Source organism: Streptomyces sp. NPDC056161 (assembly GCF_042268025.1).
In the GTDB taxonomy this organism is placed as follows: Bacteria; Actinomycetota; Actinomycetes; order Streptomycetales; family Streptomycetaceae; genus Streptomyces.
Window position 1 is genome coordinate 1 of sequence record NZ_JBHJUV010000069.1, and the last position, 12,631, is coordinate 12,631.

At 67.3% G+C, this 12,631-nt stretch carries 12 protein-coding genes; 6 read left to right on the top strand and 6 right to left on the bottom strand.

Annotated features, from left to right (window positions below; all coding sequences use genetic code 11):
- Both ACFC09_RS39710 and ACFC09_RS39715 read right to left on the bottom strand, forming a co-directional pair.
- On the bottom strand, positions 1–1,116 hold a 1,116-nt coding region (locus ACFC09_RS39710; protein WP_376536880.1), incomplete at its 3' end, for a carboxylesterase family protein.
- Positions 1,117–1,130: 14 nt separating this feature from the next.
- Positions 1,131–1,397 (bottom strand): hypothetical protein, encoded by a 267-nt coding sequence (locus tag ACFC09_RS39715; RefSeq protein WP_376536882.1) that lies wholly within the window; start codon positions 1,395–1,397, stop codon positions 1,131–1,133.
- A gap of 386 nt (positions 1,398–1,783) precedes the next feature.
- Here ACFC09_RS39715 and ACFC09_RS39720 point away from each other — a divergent pair, with 386 nt between their 5' ends.
- From ACFC09_RS39720 to ACFC09_RS39745, 6 genes are all read left to right on the top strand, one after another.
- Positions 1,784–2,386 (top strand): TetR/AcrR family transcriptional regulator, encoded by a 603-nt coding sequence (locus ACFC09_RS39720; protein ID WP_376536884.1) that lies wholly within the window; start codon positions 1,784–1,786, stop codon positions 2,384–2,386.
- A 190-nt stretch (positions 2,387–2,576) separates the two neighbouring features.
- On the top strand, positions 2,577–3,554 hold the full coding sequence (locus tag ACFC09_RS39725; RefSeq protein ID WP_376536886.1) for an aldo/keto reductase: 978 nt from the start codon (positions 2,577–2,579) through the stop codon (positions 3,552–3,554).
- 323 nt (positions 3,555–3,877) lie between these two features.
- Positions 3,878–4,456 carry a sugar O-acetyltransferase gene (locus ACFC09_RS39730; protein ID WP_376536888.1) on the top strand — a complete coding sequence of 193 codons (579 nt, stop codon included), beginning with the start codon at positions 3,878–3,880 and terminating at the stop codon, positions 4,454–4,456.
- Positions 4,457–4,891: 435 nt separating this feature from the next.
- Positions 4,892–5,455, top strand: coding sequence for a TetR/AcrR family transcriptional regulator (locus ACFC09_RS39735; protein ID WP_376536889.1), 564 nt, complete (start codon positions 4,892–4,894; stop codon positions 5,453–5,455).
- Positions 5,448–6,848 (top strand): NADH:flavin oxidoreductase/NADH oxidase, encoded by a 1,401-nt coding sequence (locus tag ACFC09_RS39740; RefSeq protein WP_376536891.1) that lies wholly within the window; start codon positions 5,448–5,450, stop codon positions 6,846–6,848. The genes ACFC09_RS39735 and ACFC09_RS39740 overlap by 8 nt, the downstream gene beginning before the upstream one ends.
- A complete protein-coding gene (locus ACFC09_RS39745) occupies positions 6,845–7,447 on the top strand; it encodes a hypothetical protein (RefSeq protein ID WP_376536893.1) in 603 nt (200 codons plus the stop codon). Before ACFC09_RS39740 ends, ACFC09_RS39745 begins: the two co-directional genes overlap by 4 nt.
- Before the next feature lie 191 nt (positions 7,448–7,638).
- Here ACFC09_RS39745 and ACFC09_RS39750 read toward each other — a convergent pair whose 3' ends face one another.
- The 4 genes from ACFC09_RS39750 to ACFC09_RS39765 form a co-directional block, all read right to left on the bottom strand.
- Positions 7,639–8,361, bottom strand: coding sequence for a DJ-1/PfpI family protein (locus ACFC09_RS39750; protein WP_376536895.1), 723 nt, complete (start codon positions 8,359–8,361; stop codon positions 7,639–7,641).
- Positions 8,362–8,650: 289 nt separating this feature from the next.
- Complete coding sequence (locus ACFC09_RS39755; RefSeq protein WP_376536897.1) at positions 8,651–8,914, bottom strand: hypothetical protein; 264 nt, start codon at positions 8,912–8,914, stop codon at positions 8,651–8,653.
- A gap of 847 nt (positions 8,915–9,761) precedes the next feature.
- Positions 9,762–10,739: an LnmK family bifunctional acyltransferase/decarboxylase gene (locus ACFC09_RS39760; protein WP_376536899.1), complete on the bottom strand. Its 978-nt coding sequence runs from the start codon at positions 10,737–10,739 to the stop codon at positions 9,762–9,764.
- Positions 10,736–12,577 carry an acyl-CoA dehydrogenase gene (locus ACFC09_RS39765; RefSeq protein ID WP_376536901.1) on the bottom strand — a complete coding sequence of 614 codons (1,842 nt, stop codon included), beginning with the start codon at positions 12,575–12,577 and terminating at the stop codon, positions 10,736–10,738. The genes ACFC09_RS39760 and ACFC09_RS39765 overlap by 4 nt, the downstream gene beginning before the upstream one ends.
- Between the last annotated feature and the right edge of the window lie 54 nt (positions 12,578–12,631).

Consider the following 12,631-nt stretch of genomic DNA (forward strand, 5'->3'; position numbering starts at 1 on the left):
GCCGTGCACGGCGCCGAGACCCCCTTCCGTCGGCGCCCAGCGGAACTCGTACAGGAAGGCCGCTCCACCGGCGTCGAGCACCTGTTGCCCGATCTCGTGGGTCGGCTCGATGAACACCCTGCGGGACATCGCCGCGACGGCTTCCTCGGGTACCGGGGACGGGGCGCTGAGGGCGAACGCCCTGCCCTCATCGGCGGTATAGCCGATGAGGAGGTCCGGCATGGGTTCGGACCGGAAAGTCCGTTGCTGCGTCTCGGGGTTGCCGAGCGGATCCATCAGCGCGGGCCGGAGCGGCACCGTCCCCGGCCTCGGCGACATGTCCGCATTCCACTGCGCGGTCCGGGCTTGGGCGTCGAGGATCCGCTGCACCGGGAGTCTCGTCAGGTCGCCACGGGCTGCCTCGGCGAAGTAGAGCCCGGCCGCGAGTGCCTCGTCGCGGGTGGGGAGCGTCACGAGAGTCGGTGCGCTCTGTGCGATCACCCGGCGGATCAGTCGTCGGCTGCGTGGGATCGACAGGAGCGCGATGGCTGAGCTCGCGCCGGCGGACTGGCCGAAGACGGTGATGTTCGCCGGATCGCCACCGAACGCGGCGATGTTGTCGTGCACCCATTCCAGCGCGAGGATCTGGTCGTACAGGCCGAGATTGCCGTTGCTGACCCCTTTGTGGACCAGGTAACCCAGCGCACCCAGCCGGTAGTTGATCGACACGACGACGACATCGCCGTCGGCGGCGAGCCGCCCACCGTCGTACATGGGGAGCGTGCCGCCGCCGGTCAGGTACCCGCCGCCGTGCACCCAGACCATCACTGGCCGGTTCCCGATGAGATCGGATGTCGTGATTGCCAGGTAGAGGCAGTCCTCGGATTGCGGCGGCTCGTTCCACTGCGGGCCGTAGACCGGTTCCAGGCGGGACGGCAGCTGTGGGCAGATCGGGCCCGGCCGGGTCGCATCGACGGTGTCGGCGTGCCGGTCGGCCCGGACCGGTTGCGCGAACCGTTCGGCCGTTCCGTAGCGGATCCCGGGGAACCGCAGCAGTTGGTCCGCTCCACGGATGCCAGTGACGGGCCCGGACTCCGGGCATGCGAGAACGGATCCGGTGTCGTTGCCGGTGGCCATCGGTCGGCTCCTTGTCATTGAGGGCGGTTCGGCTGCGCAGAGCACGGTGCGGTAGCGGGATCCCGGCGCAACGCGCGCAACGCGCGCAGCCGTCGCAGCAATTCAGCGTGGTCCAGAGCGGTCAAGGGCATCGCGCTCCTCGGGGCGACCTCGATGTCCTCGGTGGGCACACGCCACCGTCCGCCGGTCGAGCTGAGGTACCGCAGCAGTTCCTCGACGGCGTTGACGATCAGTTTCGGGTCGTCGGTGTCGTGGATCTCGGCCGGCACCGTGCGCCGCACGTCGTAGCCGGTGACCAGCCACGGCGTGCTGCCGTGCCGGATTCTGACTCGGCTGGTAGGGCCGACCTCGCAGCCGCGGGGACGGGGCGAAGGGGAACTGGGCGGCCCGGCTCATGGGGAAGGCGGGTATCGCTTCGGGCATGAGATGACCACCCTCTGTGAGTGAACGTTCGTTAAGTTATTGAGGGTAGCCTACGCCGCTATCGGCGCGGTTGTCGTTCATCGAAGGCTCGTCGAGGTTTTCGAGGGGCAGCACCGATCGGCCGCTTCATGGGCCCCGGTCCGCAGGTTCTGGCAACAGCTGCCGGGCAGGGCCGGGCGTGCGGAACCGGCGCAGGCGGCGTTGGTCGTCCGCAAGGCCCGGTCGTAACCGGTTACAGTTTCTTGTGGCCGAGACATCGCAGCGCGCGCGCAACCCACGAGGGCAAGGTGACAGGCTGCGCCTGGAGATCCTGGAAGGGGCCGCGCGCCTGCTGTCCGAGTTGGGCGGCGAGGAAGGGCTGACGATCCGCGGCGTCGCACGCGCCGCGGGCATCTCGCCGGCAGCCATCTACCAGCACTTCGCCGACAAGTCCGCACTGGTCAAAGGTCTGATCGGGTACGACTACGAGCAGATCTCGCAGGCCATGGCCAAGGCCGATGAGTCGTGCGAGCAGGACGCCGTGCTGGAGCGGGTGCGGGCCCAGGTGCGGACCTACTGCCGGTTTGTGGTGGACAACCCCGGTCACTACCGCCTGCTGATCAACCATCAGCCGCTGGCGGCGCCCCGGACCGGGCCGATGATCGACCTCGTGACCAAGGTGGCCGCGGCGTTCGAGCGCTGCGAGCGGGCCGGTGTGCGGCTGCGGATGCCGGCGCGGCGAGCCGCGGTCCTGGTCTTTACGGCCGCCCACGGTCGAGTCGCGCTCTGGCATGCCTCCGGGGACCCCGCAGGGGTCGAAGACCTCGCCGACTTCGTCGACGAGGTGGTCTGGCTCGTCACCCAATGACCTCGGTCACATGCTGCCGGTGCGCAAGCCGCGCACCGGCAGGCGGCGTACGCTACCCTCCATGACTAAACGAATGTTCAGTCATGGAGGGTAGCCCTGTCCGAAGCGCTACCCGCCTTCCCTGTTCGGGCGCGGCGGCTTCGTGTCCGGCGTCCACTCGCATTCCGTCACTTGGTAAGGAATTCCCGCCATGCGATACCTCCGGTTGGGCAAGAGCGGGCTGTCGATCTCCGAGGTCGTGCTGGGCTGCATGAGCTTCGGCGACCCGGCCCGCGGCACCCATCAGTGGTCCTTCGGCATCGACGAGTCCCGTCCGTACTTCAAACAGGCCGTCGAGTCCGGCATCACCACGTTCGACACCGCCAACATGTACGGCCGCGGCGCCAGCGAGGAGATCACCGGCCGGCTGCTGCGCGAGTTCGCCAAGCGGGACGAGGTGGTCATCGCCACCAAGGTGAACGCCACTATGGGCCCCGGCCCGAAGGGCGGCGGCCTGTCCCGGGCGGCGATCCTCACCCAGGTGGACGAGAGTCTGCGCCGGCTGGGCACCGACTACATCGACCTGTACCAGATCCACCGGCTCGACCCGAACGTGTCGGCCGAGGAGATCATGGAGACGCTGCACGACGTGGTGAAGGCCGGCAAGGCCCGCTACCTCGGCGCGTCCTCGATGTGGACCTGGCAGTTCGCCAAGCTCCAGCACACCGCGGACCTGCACGGCTGGACCCGGTTCGTTTCCATGCAGGACCAGTACAACCTGCTCCAGCGCGAGGAGGAGCGGGAGATGCTGCCGTACTGCCTGGACCAGGGCATCGGCGTGATGCCCTGGAGCCCGCTGGCGCGGGGCCGGCTGACCCGCGACCTGGACGAGCGGACCACGCGCAACAGCACGGACAGCGCCGAGGAGATCCTCTACGGCCAGACCGCCAAGGCCGACCGGGAGATCATCGACGCGGTCGCCGCCATCGCCACGGAACGCGGTGTCAGTCGCGCCCAGGTGGCGCTGGCCTGGGTGATGCACCAGCCGGCCGTCACCGCGCCGATCGTCGGGACCACCAAGCCTCATCACCTCACCGACGCTGTCGCCGCCACCGAGCTCAGACTCAGCACCGACGAGCTGACCCGGCTGGAGGAGCATTACACCACGCGCCCCGCCTCCGGCTTCTGACCTGCGTCCGCTCGGAACGCCCCGGTCGCCTGGCCGTAGTTCCGATCGGGTCGGCACAAGCCCACCGATACCTGCACGCGTGCCGCAGTGAAGCCGTGATCGCGCGATGGGTGCAGCCCTTCTTCGGGTGGGTGCCGAGCTGACAGAGGTTGTACTTCGCCCTGCCGGAGGGGGCGAAGTCTCGCACCGTCGACATGCCCTCCTCGGTGGCCGAGGAGCTGACGCGTCACGTTGAAGGGTTGCCACCGGAGACCGCCGGGGCCGGAGCTCGGCATGGGACCTCGGGGAGATCGGTGGCGTGCATGTGTACGATCGTATACATAATGCGCGACGGCTTCACGGACGATCCTCGCTCGGCTTTCGAGCGGATGACAGCGGGCGACCTCTACATCGCCGACGATCCCGACTTGGTCCGTCGTCACCAGCAGGCGGTGCGTCTGGCGGCCCGCTACCAGGCGGCGTACGTCGAGGATGCCGCCACCGCCCGGCCCGTCCTGGCCGAACTGCTCGGTGCGCTCGGTGCCGACGTGCAGCTACGACCACCGCTGTACGTCGACTACGGCAGCAACATCACCATCGGCGCGCGTACCTTCGCCAACTCCGGCCTGACCGCGCTGGACGCAGCGGCCATCACGATCGGCGAGGACTGCCAGATCGGCCCCCACGTCCAACTGCTCACCCCCACCCACCCGTTGGAGCCGCTGCCCCGCCGCGACAAGCTGGAGGCTGCCGAGCCGATCACCATCGGTGACAATGTGTGGCTCGGCGGCGGGGTGATCGTGTGCCCGGGGGTGAGCATCGGCGACCACTCCGTGATCGGCGCCGGTGCCGTCGTCAGCAGGGACATTCCCGCGAACGTCGTCGCCGTCGGCAACCCCGCCCGGCCGCGGCGGGGCCTGTGACGCAGGATCAGTCCTCCAGGGGCGACAGTTCCTGGTCAAGGCGCGCGGCGGTCCCCTCCGCATCGGCTTACGTGGGGCGGCCGGAACGTGCCAGATGCCCGAGGCTGCCGGGCGGCGCGGTGTCGTGGTCCGACTGGATCCGGATGTTGTCGAACCGGCCGTGGTAGTGGCCGTGGAAGCGCGGGACATACCGGCGGCCGGTGGCGCTGCGGGCAAGAGGGGTCGCCGCCCGAGCAGTTGATCCGCGCCTCACGACTGACGCCACGTCACGAGCGACCACCCCTCACGACCGCCCGCACCACACGGTCCACGAGGAACGACGGCTCACACCCGGCGAGGAAGTTCCCGATGCTCAGCCGATCGCCGGGAACTTCCTCGTACTCGGGCTCCCGGACTCGTGTGCGATCGTACATGTCAGGTAGGAAGGTGTTTCACGTGTCGGACCGGAAAGAACAGATCATCGAGGCATGTCTGGCCGTGATGGCCAGGGAAGGTGTCGCGGGGACCACGCACCGCAGGGTCGCCGCCGAGGCGGGTGTGCCCCTGGGCTCGACGACGTACCACTTCGCGAGTCTGAACGATCTGCTGCACTGCGCTTTCGACCGATTCGCCCGCCGCTCCGGTGCGCGCCTGGAGACGGCGCTGCTACGGGCCACCGACCGCTCGTCCGCGGTCGAGGCGATCACCGATGTCATCCTCGCCGGCGCCCAGGACCGCGACGGCGAACTGGTGCTGACGCAGGAGCTGTACACCATCGCCGCCCGCCGGCCCGAATTCCGGGACATCACCACGGCCTGGATGCACCGAAGCCGCACGGCACTGGAAAGGCACTTCCCTCCGGACCTGGCGTGCACGGTCGACGCACTCATCGAGGGACTGACCCTGCACGGGGCACTCGAATCCACGGATTCCTCGACGCCGTCCCGCGCGCGCACCAAGAACGCCCTGCTGCACGTGATCTCCGCCCAGCCCTGCGAAGGAACAGGAAAGAATGGTTAGGATCTTCGATCCCATAACCCTGCGAGGGGGCACGATCAAGAATCGTGCGCGGGTCTCTCCCATGTGCCAGTACATGTCCACCGGGAAGGACGGAATCCCCGACGACTGGCATCTCACCCGCCTCTGCGGCTTCGCGAACGGTGGGTTCGGCCTCATCCTGACCGAGTCCACCGCGATCTCGCCGGAAGGCCGCATCACCCCGCAGGACACCGGAATCTGGAACAACCGACAGGCCGACGCCTGGGCCCGGATCACCGCCGACGTGCAGGAACGCGGCTCGGCGATCGGCATCCAGCTGGGGCACGCGGGACGCAAGGGCAGCAGCTGGAGCCCCCTCACCGGCAACCACGGCTCGGTGCCGGTCCACACCGACGGCTGGCCCACCCTCGGTCCCTCCCCGGTGCCCTTCAGCGACACCTACGCGACACCGGCGCAGATGACGACCGCCGATCTGGACAAGGTCGTCGAGGACTTCCGGCGCGCGGCCGAGCGCTCCGTCGCCGCCGGATTCGACGTCGTGGAGATCCACGCCGCGCACGGCTACCTGCTGCACCAGTTCCTGCCGCCGCTGAGCAACCGACGCGGCGACGAGTACGGCGGGACCCTCGAAAACCGGGCCGCGCTGCTGCTGCGGACCGTCGGCGCGGTGCGTGCCGCCGTCCCGCACACGCCGCTGTTCGTCCGGGTCTCGGCCACCGACTGGGCCGAGGGCGGGCTCACCTCTGAGGACGTAGGACGGGTCGCGGCCAAGCTGGGCTGCCTGGGTGTCGACCTCGTCGACGTGTCGACGGGCGGCAACACGCCTTCGCCGACCATTCCGACGGGCCCCGGATACCAGGTGCCTGCTGCCGTGGCGGGGCACGAGGCATCCGGCATCCCGGTGAGCGCCGTCGGAATGATCACCGAACCGGAACAGGCCGAAGCCGTGCTCACCGACCACGGAATCACCGCCGTGATGCTCGGCAGGGCAGCGCTCGACAACCCGCACTGGCCCCTCCTGGCGGCGCGTCGCCTCGCGGACGGACGGCTCACCGGGGACTTCGTCCAGCGCACGGTCCTTTCCCGCCGCCTCACCGGTGCCGCTACGTCCCACTGCGCGTGTCTGTCGCGAGGAGCGTCGGCGCCCCGGCAGGCAACGTTCACCCGTCAAGGAGCGGCGTCCGGTGTGTGTTCCGCACTGCCCAGGACGCGCGTCGCAGGTGCTTTCCCTCAGTGTGCCGGACGGAGTCCTCGTACTGGATGTACGTGGGCTTCCGTCCAGTGCGGCGTGCGGGGTGGTCCTGGGTGGTCCTGGGTGGTCCCCTGCTCGGAGAGCCTGGGGATGAGGGTGCCCCCTGGTCGAGCGCAGCCGGGAACTCGGGGGAGTGCCGGAACACGCAGGAGGAGACATTGAGCGACGGCATCACGTGGCTTACCGGCGCCTGGCTCGTAGAGGCCCCGGGCCTGTTCGTCACCTTCGCACGCGGCATCAGCCCACGTGACCTCGTTGGCCGGCTCGGCGCCCGGCCCGGGGAAGTGCTCGACCCGATCACCTTCGCCGAGGCCGAGCGGCTGACGTTCAACGACCGTGAATCAGCCCGCGTGGCCCGCTTCGGTGAATGCGTGGGCTGGTCATATGCGGTGGAGCAGGGCTGGCCCTCCAAGGCATGGTGGGCTCACCCCGACGTCTCCGCAGGCGGGGTCGAAGTCTTGCACCTGACCCCGAAGCCGGACGACCCGCCCAGGGAGTGCTGGTACTACCGCGACGGCCACACGGTCGGTCGCTTCGACATCGGCGACACCCCGGACGAGGGTATGGCGTTCCTGCTCCCCGCGTTCGAGGAAGCCGGACTCCTCGATGATGACGTGAGCGAGGAGCTCGACTCGTTGCGTGCGACCCTGGCCGCCTTGCAGCAGTACTTCGGGCTGTCACTCCCACGCCAGGAAATCCTGAACGGACGGCTGCCCGCGGCAGTGACAGCGAGCGTGCCGCCGGAAAACCTGGGGGACTGACGAGCAGGCCATGAGCAAACGCCCCACAATCCACAGCCGGCCATCCGGTCCCGGGATGAGCCAGAAAGCGAGACCGGGCGCCAACGGCACTGTGCCTCCATGGCCACGGCGTCCTCCAGGAGTTGGCGGGCATCACCGGCCAACTCCGCCTGGGCCTGGGCCTGGGCCGCGCGTCGGACGAACCCCTGCGCTCAGTCGGTCAGGCGTTCCAGGAGTGCGGGATGGTCGGCGAGGGCGCGGTGAAGACGCTTCTGGAGAAGGGGGGCGTACTGGCCGGGGTCGGCGGCCTCCCAGTCGATCGGGCCGAAGGGGGGCTTGGGGTCGTACTCGACGAACAGCTGGACCTTGCGTGCGATGCCCTGGCCGGCGAGCTCGCCGACCAGGTGGAGTGCCATGTCGATGCCGGCCGACACCCCGGCGGCGGTGATGACGTTCCCGTCCCGGACCCAGCGCTCGGCCACCGGGATCGCACCGAACCTGGCGAGCAGGCTGCGGTACAACCAGTGCGTGTTGGCCCGGCGCCCTTCCAGGAGACCGGCGGCGGCGAGCAGTAGCGAGCCGGTGCACACCGAGCCTACGATCTCGGACCGTGCGGCTGCGGTACGCAGCTTGTCCAGTAGCTTCTCGTCGGCCATCGCGGCGACGGTGGGGACCGTGCCACCGGGCACGATGAGCGCGTACGGATCGGGCATGGTCTCGAAGGTGTGGCTGGGAACCAGGGACAGCGGAGTGTCCGTGACCATCGGTTCGATCCGCTCGCCGACCACGATCGTGTCGTAACCGGGGATGAGAAGGGACAGCACGCCGAAGACCTGCAACGCGCCGACGATGTCGAGCGGGCTGAGGCCCGGGTACTGGACGAAGGCGATGGTCCTGACCGGGGCTTCGTGCTGGAGGGCCGAGGGTTCGGTCATGGGGATGCTCCTGGTGGCTGGGCCGGGCCGGGACCTGTCGTCGATCCGACTCGGGCTGAACGTGACGCGTTGGAGTGCGCCGAGCGGCGGGAGTGAGCGCCAGGAGAGACGTACGGGGCGCACGTACGAGTCCTGGCGTGGTGTTGCGAGTAGTCAGCCGGGTGTTGCGATGGCGCGGCGGGTGGATGCTGGGGTGGGAAACGGCTTGGTGGGAGGAGAGCGGGCTGAGTCTCTCCGAGGGCGGAGCGCATGCCGAAGAACGTCACGCCCTCGACATGTCGATGCCCTGCTACAACGGCTGAACGTCGCGGCCATCGTGGCTACCGTTGCCCGAAGCACGTCGGCTCACATAAGCACAGGCCGGCCTGGCGGGTTGTGCCGAAGGGTTCGTCAACAGCAGCCCGGCCAGAGCCGCGCCTGCGAGTACGAGGATGAACAGGGTGTAGTCGCGGGCGGTGGCGATGAGCCCGCCGCCGTGGACGATCAGCACCCCGGCGATGACCGAGGGCACTCCCATGCCGACGTGGCGGACGACAAGGAGGACGGACAGCACGCCGGCCCGTTGGTGCGGCACCGCGCGGGGACGGCGACCCGGCCGTGTCGTGGCGGACATTCGATGGAGGAGCGCACGGGATTCGCCGTCACGTCGATGGGCCGCGCCAGGCACTGCCGGCGACCGAGCATCGGATGCCCACACGGACGCCGGTTGCGGAACTGATCCGGTCATGCCTTCAAGCCTCGCGACATCGTCCGGACTCCACGAGTGGCAGAAATGACTCTTTTCGTTAGGATGCCGCCATGATCGTCGGATGCCGCCATGATCGTCCACCGAATGGCTGTGCTGACGCTGGACGGGATGGCACCGCTCGACCTGGCCATCCTGGGCCATCTCTGTGCAGATACTCGGCCCACGCACGGAGACCCTCCTACCAGGTCTCCGTGTGCGGACCAGCCAGTTCCGCCTCTGCCTCCGCCGTCGGCGGCTTCACGTCGGCCGTCACCGACGGACTGGACGTCCTACGCGCGGCCGACACGCTGATCGTGCCGGGGTTCGGTCCGGGATTCGCGGCGCAGCCGGGCTGTTGCCACTGGCTGTGCTCGACGCGCCGGCCACGGCCCGCGACCGGGCCGACGCGTGATGTCCCTTCCCCTGCTGGATCGTCGGCTGGTCGGCGGCCACCGTGAAGGAGACCGTCTTCGCCCTGGACGCCCTGGAGATGGAGATCTGGCAACGTGACCGTGGCCAACACCCCATTCAACCCGCCGAGTTGATCCAACATTCGGACGCCGACTCGCAGCGTACGTCGTGGCTTCCGCATGAAACCGGCCAAGATCACTTCACGCAGAGACCTTGGGCCGCGCAGGAAGCACAGGAAGGGACATGGTGACCCGCGTTCGAGTCACGAGCTGTGACGGAAGGCTGCGACAGCGATGGTGCGATCGGTGGAGATGTCATCGATGACGAAACTTGTTCTTTCCTCCGCCGGGTCGTCCGGGCGATGGACTGTCCGCATTCGCAAGCGGAGCGTCGTTTCCGGGTCGGCGTTGCCGAAGTAGCAGATCCGGGCGTCATGGATGACGCGGTTGAGGAAGGATCGGCCGGACCGGCCGAGAGCGAGCCATTGACCAAGCTGAGCCTGTTCGGCGATGGCGAAGAAGGAGGCAAAGTGAAGCAGTCCCGCGCCGTTGACATCGTGGGTGATGTCGACGGCACGTTCGACGACGTATTCAGGTCCGGAACTCGGCCAAGTGTCCCTGATCGGATCGGGAAAGGCGCTCTGGCTACGGGCTTGACTGCACAGGGAGCGTGGTGAGTGGGCCTCGGGAAGCTTGGGGAGGACGGTATGGTCGAATCCGACCGGCGGGGAGTGCACAAGGCCCACATTGGTGTGGGATCCGCCGCGAGAAACCCATAGGTTGAGATTCTCTATGTATATACAGTCGTCTCGGTGCCGTGTGTAGGCTTCGTCCAGTCCGAACGGCTCGGTGCTGTCGTTGTCCTCAAAGTCGGCTGTCCGCCGCAGCCGGTGCAGGGTAAGGACACCTCGACGGCCTGCGTCAAAAACCTGGGACTGAACTTCCAAACGGTCACCAAAGGTGAGCTGTTTGGGGTGGAAGCTCGCGCCGGAAGTAATTCGGTAGTAATAGAAGGAGAGATAGGCGGGCCGTCCTTGCCCGTCGCGGGCATTGAAGACGTCCAGTCCGCAGGCGTCACTCACCGCTTCCCACGTCCAGTCGCCGACGCACGCGGCAAGTGCTTTCGTGGGACCGCACATCCCCGGGCTCACGGTCACCAGTCGTCGTAGCGAGGTCGACCCCATACGCTGGACCCGGTTGAAGCTGAAGGGCTGGGCAGGAGCTTGAGGATGCGTCGTCATGGTGTGCTCCCCTCCTTTGCAGCAGTGGATGCGGGCGCGGTGAAAGTGCGGTCGTGGGGCTGGGCAGAGAACGCTGACAGGTCAGAGGTGAGGGCGGGGGCACGGAGGAATTCATCCGTCAGTGCGAAGCCGCCGATCAGAAACTCCGCATCAGCCAGGACCCGAACGCATAGCGTCTCGATCAGGCGAGGAATACGGTCGGCCTGGGACGGAGTCAGTACGCCATGGGTTACGTACCACGTGGCATGCCGGCTAGTCAGTCCCAGGGCGTAGATCGACGCGAGCAGACGCAGCGCGCGCTTGGCTCGGGGAGAGGGAGTGTCGGCCACTACCTCCGAAAAGGCTTGCACCGCGTGTATGGCCCCGCGGCTCCGAGCCAGGTCGATGGCGGTGTTGATGTGGTGGTTCCATGCGGTGAAGACAGAGCTTCCCCGGCGGATTTCCTGACGCATGGAGCGACTGGTGTCCTGACCTACCACGCCTTGCCGGTAGCGCAGCAGTTCCACATGGTACAGCGGGTCGGTGAGGCTACGACTGTGCGGAGAGGGCCTTGGATGCACCTCCGGGTGAGCGAGCAGTTCGCTGCCGACCTTTGCGAGCAGAGGTAGATTGTCACCCTCAGCCGTGACAACGCCCTGTGCCATGGAGATGTAGTCCGCAATGCGGTTGGCAGAGAACATGCCCTGGGCGCCCATGCGTTCACGGCACGTGGTGAGAACGTCCGTCATGGTCCAACTGGTTACCGCCTTGGCGATCGCGATGAGCTGTTTCGTCTCATTGCTGCCGCTGGAGTGCAGGTACTCCCGCTTGACCTGATTGATCAGGAAGGTCATCGCGTAGACGTCAGCCAATGCGCGGAACAGCGCGGTCTGCTGACTGCGGTAAGCCAGAAGTGGTACGTCCTGCTGCGCGGGGGCGCTGGTGTGGCGCCGCATGCTGTACCGCACTGCTATGTACGTGCTCGCGCGCCCCGCGGAGACCAACGCACTGGAGAGACAGAGCCGACCGGCGTGCACCCGTTCCAGTGAGGTGAAGAAGCGGCGCCGCCGACTGCGTATTTCGCTGACGAACTCGCCTTGCTGGGTGACGTGACCCATGGTTCCCCCCAGCAAGTTGCGCCGGGGCACGCGGACATGGTCGAACCAGGTGACTCCGTTGTCCAAGGCGAGACCGGGCTTCTCCGGTAGAGGGGTGGCCCGTACTCCAGGAAGCAAACCGTTCTCATCGACGATCCGGACCACGAAGGGAAAGACTCCGCAGTCGGCGCCCTGGACGATCAGCCGAGCCATGACCACAGCCAGCTTCGGTACGTCCTGAATACCGCTGAAGGGCATGAACTTCTGAGCCTGTGGACTTGGCGTGTTGATGATGAACTCATCCGTGGCATGGTCGTACACGGCCTCGGTCTGCAAGGCGGCTGCGTTGTTGCCCCATCCGAGTTCCGTGACCATGAACATCCCCACCGTGGTCATGGTGGAGAGCTCTTTGATGTAGTCATTGAGATCATCGCGGTCTTGGCCGTGATGAATAATGGTGGCCAGGCACAGGTTGTAATGTACGGTCAATAGTGGCAGCGTAGTCGTGTCCATCAGTGCTGGCCATTCGTTGACCGCGAACAGCCTTCTCGGGTCTGCGATGATGTCCTCGGCCACGCCCGCGCGCTCATGAATCAAGCGAGTGCGCTCGTAGGCGAGTCGACCCTGCTCGGCCATCGTCAGGCCGTCGCGCCGGGAAAAGAGCCCGTCCGTCACGGCCTCGCGGATCGGGGCGTGGATTTCCTCGAAGTCGCCATCGAATACAAGATCGATGAGTTCGTTGTGCTCCGTCTTCTCAAGCAAGACCGGATGTTCATGCTGAGCAGTTCTTTCCATGGCGGTAACACCTTCGCGATT